The sequence below is a fragment of the Fictibacillus sp. 7GRE50 genome (genome assembly GCF_015903875.1).
Lineage (GTDB): Bacteria > Bacillota > Bacilli > Bacillales > Fictibacillaceae > Fictibacillus > Fictibacillus phosphorivorans.
This window is the reverse complement of sequence record NZ_JACZDW010000003.1, coordinates 445683-463071: the sequence shown is the minus strand read 5'-3', so window position 1 is coordinate 463071 and position 17389 is coordinate 445683. Positions and strand designations below refer to the sequence as shown.

The following is a 17389-nucleotide window of genomic DNA, read 5'->3' as shown; positions in this document are numbered from 1 at the left end:
ACATTTTGAGAAAAATGAATGGTGAAGAATTTGATGAGCTTGTTTCCTTTTTTGATAGTATGGCAAGGACTACATGGCTTAAGAAAGTTCATGATCATTTAAAAGAAGTAACAGGGTCATGGAGTGAAAAAGATGTTCTCGATGTGGGATGCGGAACGGGGAGATTGCTGTTGCGTGGAGCTGAGGAAGCGAATAGACTTGTCGGTGTTGATTTGTCTTCAGAGATGGTCAAGGCTAGTATTCAGCAGTTCTTTTATCATGAATTAAGTGGTAAAAGTGAGTTTATTGTTGCTGATGCAGAGAATCTTCCGTTTTCAGATCATTCGTTTGATCTAGCTTTATCCACTTGTGTGATGTTTTTATTGCCAGATCCAGCTAAAGGTATCAGTGAGGTTCATCGCGTTCTAAAAGATGATGGTCAAATCGTCATGTTAAACCCGAGTGGAAAAATGAGTCAAGAAAACGCTGCTTCTTTCGCGAAGGAAAACGATATCTCTGGGTTCGAACGAACAGCACTCTTAAAATGGTCTAATGTGAGTACGAGAAGACATCGCTATTCAACAGATGAAATGACAGAATTACTACACAACCTGCATTTTACAGATGTGCAACATCAAGAAGTATTAGATGGCCTTGCGATTATCAGCAAAGCAAAAAAAACGCAGAACAGCTAAATTCAAGCTGCTCTGCGTTTTTTAATTGGTACTTAAGGTAAGCATCCAAGCCTTTAGTATCTTTGAAATTGCCCTATACAAGGGCAACAAGAGAGAGAACGTATGATTTAAGAGCCTTAAAGGACCTTTAAAAATAAGAATCTGTCCAATTGAGTGGGGAATCTGTCCAATTGCTTATATAATCTGTCCGATTGGGGCCACAATCTGTCCAATCTTGAATTTAATCTGTCCAATTCAGCATTTAATCTGTCCAATCTCGGATTCTGAAATATGCTAGGTGGCTCAACGCACACCCCCCACAAAACGAGCATCCTGTAGTGTAGATCAATACCTTCTAATTCTACAAAGCATTACAAGATTGCTTACTTCTTTAACCGAAAAACCAGATCTTCATCAGGTGTCACGAAAAGCGTCTGCTGATTGTCATAAATAACAAATCCAGGCTTTGCCCCATTAGGCTTCTTCACATGTTTTACTAGCGTAAAGTCAACAGGAACCGAACTCGAATTTTTTGCTTTGCTGAAAAATCCTGCCAAAACTGCTGCTTCTTTAATAGCTGTTTCACTTGGAGTAGACGAGCGTATCAAAACATGAGAGCCTGGAATATCCTTCGTATGAAGCCATGTCTCATTTGCTCTCGATAACTTAAAGGTTAGATAGTCGTTCTGTTTATTGTTCTTACCGACTAAAATTTCTGTTCCGTCAGTAGATGTGAATTTTTCAGGCTGAGGCGTCTTGTTTTGTTTTTTCTTGTTCTTACTTTGTCTATGTTTTAAATAACCGCCTTCACCGAGTTCTTCTCTGATTTCTTCAACATCCTTCATGGATGCTGAATCCATCTGGACGATCAGACGCTCAAAATACAGCAATTCATTTTTAGCTTTCTCTATCTGATCTTTAATAATAGAAACCGACTTTTTTAGTTTCCCATATTTTTTAAAGTAGCTTTGGGCGTTATCTGCAGGTGACTTAAGAGGATCGAGTGTAATTTTCACCAGTGGCTGATCCTCAGTGAAGTAATCCTCTACCTCAACTTCTTTATCTCCCTTTTTCGCCAAATACATATAAGCGGTGAGAAGCTCGCCTTTTCGTTGATACTCCTCGGCATTATGCGTTTGTTGAAGTTCTTTTTCAAGTTTTCCTATTTTTTTCTTAATCTTGTCGTATTCGTTCGAAAGATATTTTTCAAGATCGTTTGCTTGTTGTTTGATGCGGTCACGATCGGCTTTTCCGTAAAAATAACGATCGAGCATCTGGCTAATCGTATCAAAGGATCGACTTTCCCCTGAAACATGATGTAGTGGCAGAACTGAAAAATACTCTTTCTTATCGTTTGTGATCATTTGAGGTTCATATTCTTGATTTGATAACTGCTTCATCACACTAAAAAAGGCGTCCGCAACTTCGTTTTTAACCGATAGTCCGGATCTATGCACGATTTCTTTTGCGATCAAGGGAGAGAACCCGCTGAATCTGGTTACAAGTTGTTTATCCAATTTACCTTCGTTCCAAGAAATCTTAGAAACAAATTCATCTGCATTGGTTACTGTAAAAGGATCTGTTTTTTCTTGTGCTGGAGGCATGATGTACTCAAAACCTGGAAGAATAGTACGATGGCGATTCTGAAAGCTAGGAATGTGCTTGATGCTGTCAACGATCTTCTTTGATTTTTCGTCGACTAAAATGATGTTGCTGTGTCTTCCCATGATTTCGATATAAAGTACTTTTGTCGTTTCGTCGCCGATTTCATCTCTATTCTTCACGGTAATCGTTATAATTCTCTCAAGATCAAGCTGTTCTATTTTTTCAATAAAAGCGCCTTCTAAATGCTTTCTGAGAAGCATACAGAACATTGGAGGAGTATCTGGATTCTCATACGTATGTTCAGTTAGATGTACTCTTGCAAAAGAAGGATTTGCAGATAATAACAGTTTATGATTTTTTCCATTTGCACGGATTGTAAAAACAAGATCTGTTTTATGTGGCTGATAAACCTTAGATATTCGTCCTGAAGTAAGTGTGTTTTGTAGTTCAGTTGTTATGGCACGTGTCATTATTCCATCAAAGCTCATGTTATGTTCACCTCTTATTTCTGATTCATAGTATAGCATTTTTGCGGACATGCCTGCATATAAATGCTATTAACTAATCTTATCAGAGGTGGAAGCTATGAATTGGTACCAGCTGCCGCAAGACGAAATTGAATCCATTCTTAACAGCAGGATGGAGAGTGGGCTCTCAAAAAGCGAGCAAGAACGAAGGTTGAAGTTAGATGGACCGAACCAACTTGAAGAAGGAAAGAAGCAGTCTGCCATTTTAATGTTCCTTGCACAATTTAAAGACTTTATGGTCCTTGTCCTGTTAGCGGCTACTTTGTTATCCGGTTTCTTAGGAGAATATCTAGACGCGATCGCAATCATTTTAATCGTAGTGATGAACGGAGTTCTTGGGTTTATCCAAGAGAGAAAAGCAGAGAAATCCTTAGCGTCATTAAAAGAATTATCTGCTCCTAGTGCCCAGGTTTTAAGAGAAGGCAAGTGGGTTTCTATTGCTGCGAAAGACGTCGTAACGGGTGATGTTATAAAAGTTAAAAGTGGCGATCGAGTAGGAGCAGATATTAGACTTTTAAAAACATCAGGATTGCAGATCGAGGAATCAGCACTCACAGGAGAATCTGTTCCTGCCCAAAAACATAACAACCTGATTTCTGCTGAAGACCTAAACCTTGGTGATCAGGAGAACATGGCGTTCATGGGCACAATGGTCACAAGAGGAACCGGACAAGGTATCGTCGTAGGGACAGGCATGAAAACGGAGATGGGCAAGATCGCACATCTCATTCAAACTGCTGAAAACATTGCAACACCTCTTCAGATGAAACTTGAACAGCTTGGGAAAATTTTGATCGCCCTTGCGTTGCTTTTAACTGTCTTAGTAGTTTTAGCAGGTGTTATGCAAGGACATGACCTCTACAGCATGATTTTAGCAGGTGTGTCTTTAGCTGTTGCGGCCATTCCAGAAGGACTTCCAGCGATCGTTACGATTGCACTCGCGCTAGGTGTTCAAAAAATGATTCGAAAACGAGCGATCGTAAGAAAGTTACCGTCTGTTGAAACATTAGGCTGTGCAACGGTCATCTGTTCTGATAAAACGGGAACACTTACTCAAAATAAGATGACGGTTACACGGGTTTGGTCTCAAGGTAGACAGTGGAGTGTTAATGAAGAGGGTTTTGAAATCGTAGGCGGCGGGATTCAAGAAAACAATAAGAGAGAAGATAAGCTCACAGAAGTTTTGGCATATGCGGCACTTTGTAACAATGCCACGATAGAAGAAGGCAAGAAGGGCACTTTGTTAGAAGTTGGTGATCCAACAGAAACGGCGTTATTAGTCAGTGCTTACAAAGCGGGAATCACGAAAGAATCATTAAGGGAACAATTTACGATTCAGCATGAGTTCCCTTTTGACTCTACCCGTAAAATGATGAGTGTTGTTGTACGCGATACTGAAGGAAATCACATGCTAGTAGTAAAAGGAGCACCAGACGTATTACTAGAGAAAAGTGATTATATTGTGTGGGATGATAAAAAACAATTGATCAAACAAGCACATAAAGAAAGAATAAAAGAAGCCATCTATGCACTCGGCAGTCAAGCACTGCGGACCATTGCGGTTGCGATTCGTCCTTTAAAAGAAGGAGAGCACTACTCACAAGCTTCTTTTGCAGAAAGAAGTCTAACATTTATTGGATTACAGGGAATGATGGATCCACCTCGTCCTGAAGTTGAAGAAAGTATCAGAGATTGTCAGACTGCTGGTATCAAAACCGTAATGATTACGGGAGACCATGTTGTAACTGCAGCAAGTATCGCAAAAAAACTAAACATGTTGCCTAACGGTGGAAGAGTGATGGAAGGTGCTGAGCTCGCTCAATTAAGTGACGATGAATTGGACAAAGTTTCAGAAGATGTGTACGTATACGCGCGAGTTTCTCCAGAGCACAAGTTGAAAATCGTAAAGTCTCTTCAGCGAAGAGGCCATGTTGTTGCGATGACAGGTGACGGAGTAAATGACGCGCCAGCCATTAAGTCAGCAAATATTGGTATTGCGATGGGGATAACAGGAACAGACGTTGCGAAGGAAGCTTCCTCTCTTGTGCTTGGTGATGACAACTTTGCTACGATTCGTTCAGCGATTGAAGAAGGAAGAAACATCTATGAAAATATTAGAAAGTTTATTCGTTATCTTCTAGCATCCAATGTAGGTGAGATCTTAGTTATGCTTTTTGCGATGATCATGGGTTTACCCCTTCCATTAGTTCCGATTCAGATTCTTTGGGTGAACTTAGTGACAGATGGTTTGCCTGCAATGGCATTAGGTGTTGACCAGGCAGAAGAAGACGTTATGAGAAGAAAACCAAGGCAAGCGAAAGAAGGAGTGTTCTCAAGAGGGCTAGGATGGAAGATCGTTTCAAGGGGATTCTTGATCGGTGGGGCGACAATACTTGCTTTCTGGGTTACCTTAAAAGAAAATCCAGATCAACTGATCGTCGCGCAATCCGTAGCTTTTGCAACACTTGTTATGGCACAGTTGATCCACGTGTTTGATTGCAGAAGTGAGCGCTCTGTTTTCCATAGAAATCCGTTTCAGAATGGTTACCTAGTCCTGGCTGTTATTTCATCTATTCTGTTATTGCTAGTGGTCATGTACGTAGAGCCATTGCAAAATATTTTCCATACGGTGCCGCTCTCCATGAGACAATGGCTGCTCGTTCTTGGCATGGCTTCTATTCCAACATTTGCTCTAGCAGGCTTTCAGTTATTTAAAAAAGAGGCAAGATAAACAAATAAAGCTGGTTCCCGTATGTTTGGGTACCAGCTTCTATTATTTTTAGCAAGACAAGAGGTATATGCGCTCGTCCAGCGACTGTGAAACACGCTTGACGAACGTTCTAGACTTTTATGAGCAATTCTAAACCTCTGCCCAGAATTCAAAGCTGAACATGGTCGAAGATCTCGCTAGCAACTTTTTTACGCTATTTCCTTAAAAATAGGGAAATTAGTTTAGATTTCAGGATTTATGTGCTAAAATATAAGAACATGTGTACAGTTTTTCACAATATCGTACAATTAGCGTATGACCCGTTATTCCATTTGGCTAGAATAGTAGCAGGTTAGGGGCGTTTAGAGATGAAATTAATTAATATTGGGTACGGAAATATTGTTGCTGCTCACCGAATTATTGCGGTAGTCAGTCCTGAATCTGCACCGATAAAACGATTAATCACGGTAGCACGAGAGAAAAACATGCTGATTGATGCTACATATGGCCGCAGAACGCGAGCGGTTGTTGTGACTGACAGTGATCATGTTATCTTGTCAGCTGTTCAGCCTGAAACAGTAGCTCACAGACTGATGTCGGTTGATGAGGGCTCAGAAGAAAGTTAGGTTGTGGAGGTTTTTATGGAAAAAGAAAGAGGCATTCTGTTTGTTCTTTCCGGTCCGTCAGGTGTTGGAAAAGGAACTGTGTGTAAAGCGCTTCGTGAACAAAAGCTGGACATTCAATATTCCGTTTCAGCAACGACAAGAAAGCCGCGTGAAGGCGAACGGCATGGGGTAGAATACTTCTTTAAAACAAAAGAAGAGTTCCTTAATATGATTGAAAATAAACAGCTGCTCGAATGGGCAGAATATGTTGGCAACTATTATGGGACACCGATTGAATATGTGAATAGTACGCTTGACGAAGGAAAAGATGTTATTCTAGAGATCGAAGTACAAGGTGCACTTCAAGTGAAAAACATATTTCCAGAAGGTGTTTTCATCTTTTTAACACCGCCAAGTCTGGACGAATTAAGAAGTCGTATTGTTGGACGCGGTACAGAGACAGAAGATTTGATCAACAACCGCATGTCCGTAGCCAAGGAAGAAATTGAACTCATGAGACATTATGATTATTCTGTAGTGAATGATGAGATCGAAGCTGCTTGCAATCGAATCAAAGCAATCATTACCACGGAGCATTGCCGCGTGGATCGAGTTCGTCCAAAATACGAAAAAATTTTAGGAGATGACCAATAATGCTATATCCATCCATCGATTCTCTTATGGAAAAGATTGATTCAAAATACTCACTAGTTACTCTTAGCTCAAAGCGCGCTAGAGAAATTCAACAATATGATAATCAGCAGATCGCAAAACCTGTATCACACAAGTTTGTCGGTAAAGCACTTGAAGAAATTCAATCCGGTATACTAATGAAAGTCGGAGAAACACCAGAAGATTAATAGAACAGCGAAAAAATATACAACCTTGACTAAAGGTTGTTATTTTTTTGTTCTGAATAGATTTCAATCGATTTTTTAATACATATAAATGCTGTAAAATAGAGTTAGCATGTATAAGTCAAGAGCGGCGGAAGGGGTTTATTATGGAAAAGAAGAGAATATTGCTTGCTGTTTCAGGCGGAATAGCTGCATATAAGGCGGCAACAGTAGCAAGTAGATTATATCAAAACGGATTCGAAGTAAAAGTGATCCTGACTCAATCTGCACAAAAGTTCATTACACCACTTACCTTTCAAACGCTGACGAGAGAAGAAGTTTATACAGATACGTTTGAAGAAAAAAATCCTGCAGTTGTTAGTCATATTGACCTTGCAGACTGGGCGGATCTTGTTTTGATCGCACCGGCGACTGCAAACTCTATCGGCAAACTTGCTAACGGAATTGCAGATGACATGCTCACAACAACACTGCTCGCTACAAAAGCAGACGTACTGATCGCACCTGCAATGAATGTAAATATGTTCAATCATCCTGCAGTTAAGAAGAACATGGAAACGTTAGCTTCATTCGGTTGGCGTTTCATAGAACCGAACGAAGGACTTTTAGCATGTGGATGGATCGGTAAAGGAAGACTTGCTGAACCTGAAGAATTGATAGAATCTGTTCATGCTTATTTTAATGAGAATCAGGATGGAGATAAGCCGTTAGCTGGGAAGAAAATACTTGTAACAGCTGGTCCAACTAGAGAGGAACTGGATCCTGTTCGTTACTTTACAAACCACTCTTCAGGCAAGATGGGATATGCAATTGCATCAGTTGCAAAGAAACTAGGTGCAGATGTGACTCTTGTTACAGGACCAACCGCATTACCAGAACCTCAAGGCATTACTATTGAAAAAATCGTTTCCACTAAAGATATGTTTGAAGCAACAATGTCTCGTTTTCATGAACAAGATGTTGTTATTAAATGTGCAGCGGTTGCAGATTATACACCTGTCACCGTTCATTCAAAGAAATTTAAGAAGAAAAACGATCTTTGGACGATCGAGATGAAAAAGACGATTGATATCCTGCAGTCTCTTGGTGAGAAAAAAGAACATCAAGTTTTAGTTGGATTTGCGGCAGAGACAGAAAATCTTGAGAACTACGCAAAAGATAAGATGATTCGAAAAAACCTAGATATGGTTGTAGGGAATGATGTATCAAAAGAAGGATCAGGTTTTGGGAGCGACACGAACGAGATCATGATGATAAAAAAAGATGGAACTAAGAAGGTACTGCCGATTCTGTCAAAGGAAGATGCAGCACATGAAATATTAGTAGAAGTTATGGAATTGATGAAAAGATGATCGCGGCAGTCGTAGTTGATGTTCCTTCAGGAAGTGTAAACAAAACTTTTGACTATAAAATTCCAGCAGTTTGGGAAGGTTGGGCTGAACCTGGGATGCGTGTTATCGTTCCGTTTGGGCCGAGAAAGCTTCAAGGTTTTATCTTAGAGATAAAATCAACTTCTACGGTAAAAGGAATGAAAAATATAACGGAGATTCTGGACCCATTGCCTGTGTTAACGTCCGAACTGATCGAGTTAGGAAGGTGGCTGGCTGAGAATACACTTAGTTTTTACATTACGGCTTATCAAGCCATGTTGCCAGCTGCAATGAAAGCTACTTATGAAAAGTCATTTCAAGTGATGAGATCTGATAAACTTCCTGATTCGATACGTCCCCTTCTTTCAGTCAACAACGAGATTCATGTAAGTGATGTGACAAAATCAAATCCTGATCTGTTACCACTCTTGCAGTCTTTGGCGAAAGAAGGAATTCTAGATGTTGTTTATAAAGTGAAAAATAAAGCAAATAAAAAGAAGCAAAAATTCGTTTCTGTTACAGACCGGGCTTTAGCAGAAGAACTGATTCGAAATTTAAATAAGAATGCTGAGAAACAAAAGGCGATTCTTCTAGAACTCTTACATCGGCCAGATGGAGAGTACGTGTTGCAGGAAATTTTAAAGGAAACAGGAGCTACTCTCTCAACAGCACAAACACTATCTAAAAAAGGTATTCTACTTATAGAAGAAAAAGAGATCTATCGTGACCCGTTTCAAGGTCGTACGATGAAACGAACACAGCCTCTTGAATTAACAGAAAATCAAGAAAGTGCGATCAAACCGATTCTGCATTCTATCGAGAACAATATACACGAAACGGTACTTCTCCATGGTGTCACAGGAAGCGGGAAAACAGAGATCTATCTGCAGTCCATCCAAAATGTATTGGATAAAGGAAAAGAAGCTATCGTACTCGTACCTGAGATCTCGCTCACCCCGCAGATGGTAAACCGCTTTAAAGGTCGTTTCGGTAGTGCAGTTGCGGTACTTCATAGTGGATTATCGATAGGAGAAAAATATGATGAATGGCGAAAGATTCTTAGAAAAGAAGTTTCCGTCGTTGTAGGAGCGCGTTCCGCGATCTTCGCTCCGTTCCAAAACTTAGGAATCGTCATAATAGATGAGGAGCACGAAACAAGTTATAAACAAGAAGATCACCCGCGCTATCATGCAAGAGATGTGGCGATATGGAGAGGAAACTATCATTCGTGTCCAATCGTCCTTGGAAGTGCGACACCGGCACTTGAGACATATGCAAGAGCGCAAAAAGGAAGGTATCAATTAGCAGAGCTAGCTAACCGCGTACATGCTAATCCGATGCCAGAAGTCACCATAGTAGATATGAGAGAGGAACTGAAGAACGGGAACCGCTCTATGTTTTCCCTTGCTCTGATGGACAAGCTGAAGAACGGACTTCAAAAAGGAGAACAGTCGGTATTGTTCTTGAATAGAAGAGGCTATGCTTCTTTTATTCTTTGCAGAGATTGTGGCTATGTAGCACAATGTCCTCACTGTGACATTTCTTTAACCTACCATAAGCGTTTTGGTGAATTGAAATGCCACTATTGCGGTTATAAAGAGAGTACACCTTCTGTTTGTCCGAGTTGTACTTCCGAACATATCCGTTTTTTTGGAACTGGTACACAGAAAGTTGAAGAAGAACTTGCTAAAGTTCTTCCTGAAGCACGTGTGATTCGTATGGACGTTGATACGACTTCAAAAAAAGGCAGTCACGAAAAGCTCTTAACGGCATTTGAAAACGGTGAAGCTGATATCCTGCTCGGTACACAGATGATCGCAAAAGGGCTGGATTTTCCTAAAGTAACATTGGTAGGTGTTTTGGCTGCTGATACGATGCTTCATCTGCCAGACTTTAGAGCTTCAGAAAAAACCTTCCAGCTTCTCACACAAGTGAGTGGCCGTGCAGGCAGACACGAACTAGAGGGAAAGGTTATTGTACAAGGATACGATACTCAGCATTACAGCATTCAATTAGCATCCAAGCACGATTTTCACTCCTTTTATAATCAAGAGATGCAAACGCGAAAACTTCATCAATATCCACCCTTTTATTATTTAGGTTTGTTAACGTTCAGTCATCTCGATCTCATGCAAGTGGTTGAAGCAAGCGAGAAAGCAGCAACCTACCTATCGAAGAGGTTATCACCGGATAGTCTGCTTCTTGGACCTGTAACTTCACCCATTGCACGTGTGAAGGATAGATATCGCTATCAGGTCATGATAAAATACAAAAATGAGCCGGAGCTAAGAACCTGGTTTGAAGAGATTATTGCTCATTTCCAAAACGATAAAGAGAATAAAGATCTTCAGATAACGGGTGATTTAAACGCCCAAACACTTATGTAGCTAGTTAAGGAGATACAAAATGACCATTCTTAAAATTGTAGAACATCCACATCCAGTGTTAGAAACAGAATGTGAACCAGTTAAAACATTCGATAAAAATTTAAAAACGTTAGTTAAAGATATGTTCGAGACGATGTATGAGGCAGAAGGAGTTGGACTCGCTGCACCTCAGGTTGGAATTGCAGAACAGATCGCAGTTGTAGATATCGGTGATGACACGGGTCAGCTAGTTCTGATCAACCCGGTTATAAAAAAAGCTTCTGGGAGCCAAAGTGGGCCTGAAGGCTGTTTAAGTTTCCCGGGATTATTTGGTGAAGTTGAACGTCCTTTTGAAGTTATCGTTACAGCTTACGACGTAAACGGAAAAGAGTTTACATTAAAAGCAAGTGATTTTCTTGCTCGTGCCATCCAACATGAAATCGATCATCTGCATGGTATCTTGTTCACATCAAAAGTAATCGAATATTACGAGACGGAAGAACTGGAGGGATAAACATGAAAGTATTATTTATGGGAACACCTGATTTTTCCGTACCCGTTCTTCGTCAGCTCGTTGAAGATGGCTACAATGTCGTTGGTGTTGTCACACAACCTGACAAGCCAGTTGGCAGAAAAAAAGAGATCAAGCAGACTCCAGTTAAAGAGGAAGCTTTAAAACATGGAATTTCTGTGTATCAGCCTATTAAACTGCGAGAAGACTATGAAGACATCATCGCTCTTCAACCAGACTTAATCGTCACAGCAGCATATGGACAGATTTTACCAAAAGCGATTCTTGAAACACCTCAGCATGGATGTATCAATGTTCATGCATCATTGCTTCCAAAGTATCGTGGAGGTGCTCCAATCCATAAAAGTATCATGGACGGAAACGCCAAGACCGGGATTACGATCATGTATATGGTTGAAAAATTAGATGCAGGTGATATACTTACCCAAGTTGAAGTTGAAATCGAAGAAAATGATCACGTTGGTTCAATGCACGATAAGTTGAGTGCAGCCGGTGCAAAGTTATTGTCTGAAACCATCCCTCAACTTGTTGAAGGAAAACTAACCCCTTTGCCACAAGTGGCTGAGGAAGTTACATTTGCATGGAATATCACGCGAGATCAAGAGAAGATTGATTGGACATTGTCAGGTGAAGAAATTTATAACCACATTCGTGGGCTACACCCATGGCCGGTTGCTTATACGTATTTGAACGGACAGCCACTTAAAGTATGGTGGGGTGAAAAGAAAGAAACAAGTACTGATGGAGTGCCTGGGACTGTAATCGGTGTTCACGAAAAAGGTCTTCAGGTCGCAACAGGAAACAAAACAAGCATTATCATTACAGATTTGCAGCCCTCTGGAAAAAAGAGAATGTTAGCAAGTGATTATCTTAAAGGAGCAAGCGTTTCAAAAGGCTTGAGATTAGGTGAGTAGAGTTGGATAACAACATTAGAGCGATTGCCCTGGACGTTTTACTTAAAATAGAACAGAACCAGGCTTATAGTAATTTACAACTGAATCAAACATTGCAGAACTCGAATATGAAGAGTGTAGATAAAGCACTCTTGACAAACATCGTGTACGGAACGATACAAAGAAAAAACACGATTGATTTTTATTTGGATCAATTGTTGAACAAACCGATCAAGAAAAAAGACCGTTGGGTTCTTTCTTTACTGAGGCTATCTCTTTTTCAGATGTTATATTTAGATAGAGTTCCTGATCATGCGATCATTCATGAGGCTGTAGAGATAACGAAAGAACGAGGAAACCAAGGACTTGCCGGTCTCGTAAATGGTATCTTACGTAAACTTCAGCGAGAAGGAACAGAAGCTATGGATAAAATTGCAGGAGAAGGTGCTGATAAAGAAGCTCTTTCATACAGTATGCCTCAATGGTTGTTTGACCGCTGGAGAGATCAGTTCGGACAAGAAGATGCGGAGAAAATGGCACAATCTAACTTATTAGCTTCTCCTGTGACTGCAAGGGTGAACACGAAGAAAAGCAATAGAAAAGACGTTTTGGAGCTTCTATTAGAAGAAGGAATTGTCGCTGAAGAAGGAGAATTGTCTCCTGAAGGTATCATCGTTAAAGAAGGCTATCTACCAGCAACTGATGTTTATAAACAAGGTCTCGTAACGATCCAAGATGAAAGTTCAATGTTAGTGGCACGGGCTGTTGATCCTGTTTCTGGAGAAACGATTCTTGATACTTGCGCCGCACCAGGTGGGAAGTCAACACATATGGCAGAAATGATGCAAGGAGAAGGAAAGGTAGTTTCATTAGACCTTCATTCTCATAAGATTGACTTGATCAAAAGACAAGCAGAACGTCTTGGACTTGAAAATATTGAAGCATCCGTGTTAGATGCACGAAAAGTATCTGATCAGTTTGAATCAGGAACATTTGATAGAGTTCTCGTAGATGCGCCTTGCAGCGGTTTCGGAGTTATTCGTAAAAAGCCTGATCTGAAATGGTCTAAAACAGAAGAAGATGTGACAAGATTGACGAACATTCAAAGAGATATTTTGCATGCTGCTTCAGATATGGTCAAAGATGGCGGACTGCTCGTATACAGTACGTGTACAGTTGATAAAGAAGAAAACGATAACGTTGCAGATTGGTTCTTATCAAACCATCCAGAATTCGAGTGGGATTCCCAATTTGCGGAAAAAATGCCGAATAACATAAAATCCTATATAATAGATGGTAGATCAGATATTCAGATCATGCCTCATTATTTTAATAGTGACGGATTCTATATAGCAGCATACAGAAAAAAGACAACAGGTGGTGAGAAACATGCTTAAACCTTTAACAGAGAAACAAACAAAACCAAATATTAAACCTTCTATCTTTTCTTTAGAACTTCATGAGTTAGAAGCGTGGCTTACTGATATAAGAGAACCAAAGTTCAGAGGAAAACAGATCTTTGAATGGCTGTATAAAAAACGTGTGTCTTCTTTTGAGGAAATGACGAACCTTCCTTTAGGTCTTCGTGAAAAGCTCGAGAAAGACTTTTATATCAAACCATTAAAAGAAGTCGTACGTCAGGAGTCTTCGGACGGCACGATTAAGTTTTTATTCGAGCTTCAAGACGGTTATTCGATCGAAACGGTTCTTATGAGACATGAATATGGAAATAGTATTTGTGTAACAACTCAAGTAGGATGCCGCCTAGGTTGTACGTTCTGTGCTTCCACACTAGGCGGACTTAAACGTAATCTTCTAGCTGGTGAGATCGTCGCTCAAGTGCTTCAAGTTCAACGCGCGCTAGATGAAACAGAAGAAAGAGTAAGTTCAGTAGTTGTTATGGGTATCGGTGAGCCTTTTGATAACTATGAAGGGCTCATGTCGTTTCTGAAGATTATTAACCACGATCAAGGCCTTAATATCGGAGCTCGCCATATTACGATCTCCACGAGTGGTGTTGTACCTTACATCTACAAGTTTGCGGACGAAGGCATGCAGATCAATTTTGCAATCTCCCTGCATGCGGCGAACACAGAGACGAGAAGCCGATTGATGCCAGTAAACAGAATGTATCCGTTAAACGAATTGATGGATTCTATTCGTTATTACATTAAAAAGACGGGACGCCGTGTGACGTTTGAATATGGATTGTTCGGTAAAGTTAACGATTCCGTAGAACACGCGAACGAGCTAGCAGACTTAATCAAAGATATTAAGTGTCACGTAAATCTTATCCCAGTAAACTATGTACCAGAAAGAGACTATGTCCGAACACCGAAAACACAAATTTTCAAGTTCTTAGAGACGTTAACCTCCAGAGGCATTAATGCCACCATCAGAAGAGAACAAGGACATGACATTGATGCTGCATGCGGTCAGCTGCGTGCGAAGGAACGTAAAGAAGAGACGAGGTGACGGGAAGATGCAAATTGCCTTTCAAACAGACGTTGGAATGGTAAGGAAGCATAATGAAGACAGCGGGGAAGTGTTCACAAAGGGTGAACACTTTCTTGCAGTTATCGCAGATGGAATGGGTGGACATAAAGCAGGAGATATCGCTAGCCAAGAAGCCCTTAAAGTGATGAAAGATGCATGGTCTCAATTTGAAGAAAACATGGAAAACGTGAAAGAATGGATCCAGAACGTTTTGAAAGATACGAATAAACATATTTTTGATTTTTCTCAGGAGAATCCTGAAACTAGAGGTATGGGAACTACGGTTGTGGCTGCTTTAGGTACGAATAAAGAAATTACAGTCGCGCATATCGGTGACAGCCGATGTTATCTGTATTCGAATGGGGAACTGAAAAGAGTAACGGATGATCATTCACTAGTCCAAGAACTAGTGAAATCTGGTCAGATTACAGAGGATGAGGCAGAGATTCATCCAAGAAGAAACATGATCATGAAAGCTGTCGGTACTGATGAAACCGTAGAAGCTGAGTTTAATACGATCACTTGGCACAATGGTGACTATCTTTTGCTTTGTTCGGACGGTCTATCAGATAAAGTATCTTCTAAACGTCTTCAAGAAGTGTTTGAAGATCAAATGGAATCCGTTACCGAGAAGGTAGAACGATTGATCACTTGGGCAAAAGATGCCGGTGGAGAAGATAACATTACTGCTATCCTTATACAGAACAGTTCTGACACAGAAACAAAAGGGGAAGCAATAACATGATAGGAAAAAGAGTCAGTGGCCGCTACAAGCTTTTAGAAGTTATCGGTGACGGCGGAATGGCCATCGTTTATAGAGCAAAAGATTTAATATTAGATAGAGATGTAGCAGTAAAGGTACTACGATCTGAGTTTAATAAGGACGAAGATTTCATCAGACGATTTAAAAGAGAAGCTGAATCAGCAACGAGTCTTAACCATCCGAACATTGTGAGTATCTATGATGTTGGAGAAGATGAAGAGATCTATTTTATCGTGATGGAATATGTGCAGGGAAAAACACTAAAGCAATACATAAAAGAACATGGCAAAATCTCGGTAGAAGAATCTCTGCATATTATGAAGCAGATCGTTTCAGGTATGGCAGTCGCTCATGATCATGGAATCATTCATCGCGATATTAAACCGCATAATATATTAATTACTGATAACGGTACAGCAAAGTTAACAGACTTTGGAATTGCGCTCGCTATTACTTCAGCAACGATCACGCATACAAACTCTATTCTTGGATCTGTTCACTACTTTTCGCCTGAACAAGCAAGAGGCGGTATCGCGAACGCAAAATCTGATATCTATTCTTTCGGAGCAGTACTCTATGAAATGGTTACAGGGAGAGTTCCGTTCGTTGGAGATTCGCCGGTGTCGGTTGCGTTAAAACATCTCCAAGAAAACGTGATCGAACCACGAAGATTGAATCCTGAAATCCCACAGAGTGTGGAGAATATTGTTTTAAAGTCGTTGGCGAAAAATCCCTTAAAAAGATATGACAGTGCTGATGAACTGTTGAGGGATATGAGTTCAGCGTTAGATCCAGACCGTATGTATGAACAAAAGTGGAACGAAGAAAACGAGGAAGATGAGAAAACAAAGTACATTCCTCCTATAGTCGTGCCACCAATCGAAACACCTGTGAAGAAAGCAGAAGAAGAAAGAGAAAAAGAAAAAGAGAAAAAGCCCGAAAAACCTAAGAAGAAAAGAAACTGGTGGCTTATTTTACTTATATCACTTCTTTTGTTAGGCGGTGCGGGAATAGCTGCTTTCACGATGATGCCTTCTATCTTTTATGTTGAAGAAGTCAGTGTTCCAGATGTAGCGGGAGAAGAATATGTAGATGCTTTTGATAGCTTGAGAGCCGAAGGACTTGAAGTGAAAAGGCAGGAAGTATTTGATCCCGAGATTGAAGAAGGTCTTGTAGTAAGGCAGGATCCATCTCCAGGAACAAAAGTAAAACAGCAAGCAATCGTTACGTTATTCGTATCAAAAGGACCTGAAAAGGAAAATATGCCTGATGTAGAAGGCTATAATATAGAAGATGCGAAAGAACGTTTGAAAGAAGATGGCTTCTCACAAATCAATATCGACTATGAAGAATCAGACACTGAGCCAGAAGGTACGGTACTCGAACAAAGTCCAGATCGTGATGAAAAAGTAACACCTGCAGAAACTGAAGTTACACTAACGGTTAGTTCTGGAACACCAACTGTTCAAGTTGAAAACTTAATAGGTGCGACAGAACAAGATGTAAATACGTTTGCTGAGAATGCTGGTCTTACCGTTGAATTTTCAAAAGAGTTTTCTGATACGGTCGAAAAAGGAAGAGTGATCTCGCAAAATCCATCTCCTTTTACGCAAGTAGAAAAAGGAGCAACGATCTCTGTCGTTCTTTCTGATGGCCCAGAAGAATCAGAAGAGCCTCCTGCTGAAGAGGAACCACCCGCCGAAGACCGTACAGTGACAAAGGATATCGAAGTTAAGCTAGATAAGAAGGACAGAAGAGAACCAGTTACAGTAAGAATTGTATATTCCGATAAAAACGCTTCAAATGAAGTTTTTGTTGAAGAACAGATTACAGACAAAAAGAAATATCAGCTGCCTCTGACGATCGCTGAGGGAGGTTCTGCTTCTTACGTTGTATATATCAACGGAAAAGAAGAGGAATCGGAGACGATAAATTATGATGATGCCAAAAGTGCTAACGCAAGAATGAGTAATGATAATAATGATGATGAGGAAGGGGACGATGGTGATTAA

The 17389-nt window shown here is 40.3% G+C and carries 14 protein-coding genes; 13 read left to right on the top strand and 1 reads right to left on the bottom strand.

Going from position 1 to position 17389, the window contains the following annotated elements:
• Positions 1-14 precede the first annotated feature (14 nt).
• Positions 15-674, top strand: coding sequence for a class I SAM-dependent methyltransferase (locus IHV12_RS13530; protein ID WP_231620757.1), 660 nt, complete (start codon positions 15-17; stop codon positions 672-674).
• Positions 675-1036: 362 nt separating this feature from the next.
• Here the strand turns inward: IHV12_RS13530 and IHV12_RS13525 are convergent, their stop codons facing one another.
• Positions 1037-2746, bottom strand: a complete 1710-nt coding sequence (locus IHV12_RS13525; protein WP_197191185.1) for an Rqc2 family fibronectin-binding protein — start codon at positions 2744-2746, stop codon at positions 1037-1039.
• Positions 2747-2843: 97 nt separating this feature from the next.
• Between IHV12_RS13525 and IHV12_RS13520 the strand changes: the two genes are divergently transcribed.
• The 12 genes from IHV12_RS13520 (at position 2844) to pknB (ending at position 17389) form a co-directional block, all read left to right on the top strand.
• Positions 2844-5516, top strand: coding sequence for a calcium-translocating P-type ATPase, SERCA-type (locus IHV12_RS13520; protein ID WP_197127677.1), 2673 nt, complete (start codon positions 2844-2846; stop codon positions 5514-5516).
• Positions 5517-5863: 347 nt separating this feature from the next.
• Positions 5864-6121, top strand: a complete 258-nt coding sequence (remA, locus tag IHV12_RS13515; protein ID WP_066240628.1) for an extracellular matrix/biofilm regulator RemA — start codon at positions 5864-5866, stop codon at positions 6119-6121.
• Between the two features lie 15 nt (positions 6122-6136).
• A complete protein-coding gene (gene gmk, locus IHV12_RS13510) occupies positions 6137-6754 on the top strand; it encodes a guanylate kinase (protein ID WP_197127678.1) in 618 nt (205 codons plus the stop codon).
• Positions 6754-6960: a DNA-directed RNA polymerase subunit omega gene (gene rpoZ / locus IHV12_RS13505; RefSeq protein ID WP_197191184.1), complete on the top strand. Its 207-nt coding sequence runs from the start codon at positions 6754-6756 to the stop codon at positions 6958-6960. Before gmk ends, rpoZ begins: the two co-directional genes overlap by 1 nt.
• Positions 6961-7100: 140 nt before the next feature.
• Positions 7101-8309: a bifunctional phosphopantothenoylcysteine decarboxylase/phosphopantothenate--cysteine ligase CoaBC gene (gene coaBC / locus IHV12_RS13500; RefSeq protein WP_197191348.1), complete on the top strand. Its 1209-nt coding sequence runs from the start codon at positions 7101-7103 to the stop codon at positions 8307-8309.
• Positions 8306-10714: a primosomal protein N' gene (gene priA / locus IHV12_RS13495; RefSeq protein ID WP_197191183.1), complete on the top strand. Its 2409-nt coding sequence runs from the start codon at positions 8306-8308 to the stop codon at positions 10712-10714. The genes coaBC and priA overlap by 4 nt, the downstream gene beginning before the upstream one ends.
• Positions 10715-10733: 19 nt before the next feature.
• Positions 10734-11207, top strand: coding sequence for a peptide deformylase (def, locus tag IHV12_RS13490; RefSeq protein WP_197127681.1), 474 nt, complete (start codon positions 10734-10736; stop codon positions 11205-11207).
• A gap of 2 nt (positions 11208-11209) precedes the next feature.
• Entirely contained in the window at positions 11210-12139 is a 930-nt protein-coding gene (gene fmt / locus IHV12_RS13485) for a methionyl-tRNA formyltransferase (protein ID WP_197191182.1), read from the top strand.
• 2 nt (positions 12140-12141) lie between these two features.
• Entirely contained in the window at positions 12142-13515 is a 1374-nt protein-coding gene (rsmB, locus tag IHV12_RS13480) for a 16S rRNA (cytosine(967)-C(5))-methyltransferase RsmB (RefSeq protein ID WP_197191181.1), read from the top strand.
• The gene (gene rlmN, locus IHV12_RS13475; RefSeq protein WP_197127684.1) at positions 13508-14593 is read left to right on the top strand and encodes a 23S rRNA (adenine(2503)-C(2))-methyltransferase RlmN; all 1086 of its coding nucleotides are present in this window, start codon (positions 13508-13510) and stop codon (positions 14591-14593) included. The genes rsmB and rlmN overlap by 8 nt, the downstream gene beginning before the upstream one ends.
• A gap of 7 nt (positions 14594-14600) precedes the next feature.
• The gene (locus IHV12_RS13470) at positions 14601-15359 is read left to right on the top strand and encodes a Stp1/IreP family PP2C-type Ser/Thr phosphatase (RefSeq protein WP_231620737.1); all 759 of its coding nucleotides are present in this window, start codon (positions 14601-14603) and stop codon (positions 15357-15359) included.
• On the top strand, positions 15356-17389 hold the full coding sequence (gene pknB / locus IHV12_RS13465; RefSeq protein ID WP_197191179.1) for a Stk1 family PASTA domain-containing Ser/Thr kinase: 2034 nt from the start codon (positions 15356-15358) through the stop codon (positions 17387-17389). Before IHV12_RS13470 ends, pknB begins: the two co-directional genes overlap by 4 nt.

Excerpts from the sequence above, each read along its gene's own strand:
- IHV12_RS13530 (WP_231620757.1), top strand. The coding sequence starts at position 15 with ATGAATGGTGAAGAATTTGATGAGCTTGTTTCCTTTTTTGATAGTATG.
- IHV12_RS13525 (WP_197191185.1), bottom strand. The coding sequence starts at position 2,746 with ATGAGCTTTGATGGAATAATGACACGTGCCATAACAACTGAACTACAA.
- IHV12_RS13520 (WP_197127677.1), top strand. The coding sequence starts at position 2,844 with ATGAATTGGTACCAGCTGCCGCAAGACGAAATTGAATCCATTCTTAAC.
- remA (WP_066240628.1), top strand. The coding sequence starts at position 5,864 with ATGAAATTAATTAATATTGGGTACGGAAATATTGTTGCTGCTCACCGA.
- gmk (WP_197127678.1), top strand. The coding sequence starts at position 6,137 with ATGGAAAAAGAAAGAGGCATTCTGTTTGTTCTTTCCGGTCCGTCAGGT.
- rpoZ (WP_197191184.1), top strand. The coding sequence starts at position 6,754 with ATGCTATATCCATCCATCGATTCTCTTATGGAAAAGATTGATTCAAAA.
- priA (WP_197191183.1), top strand. The coding sequence starts at position 8,306 with ATGATCGCGGCAGTCGTAGTTGATGTTCCTTCAGGAAGTGTAAACAAA.
- def (WP_197127681.1), top strand. The coding sequence starts at position 10,734 with ATGACCATTCTTAAAATTGTAGAACATCCACATCCAGTGTTAGAAACA.
- fmt (WP_197191182.1), top strand. The coding sequence starts at position 11,210 with ATGAAAGTATTATTTATGGGAACACCTGATTTTTCCGTACCCGTTCTT.
- rlmN (WP_197127684.1), top strand. The coding sequence starts at position 13,508 with ATGCTTAAACCTTTAACAGAGAAACAAACAAAACCAAATATTAAACCT.
- IHV12_RS13470 (WP_231620737.1), top strand. The coding sequence starts at position 14,601 with ATGCAAATTGCCTTTCAAACAGACGTTGGAATGGTAAGGAAGCATAAT.
- pknB (WP_197191179.1), top strand. The coding sequence starts at position 15,356 with ATGATAGGAAAAAGAGTCAGTGGCCGCTACAAGCTTTTAGAAGTTATC.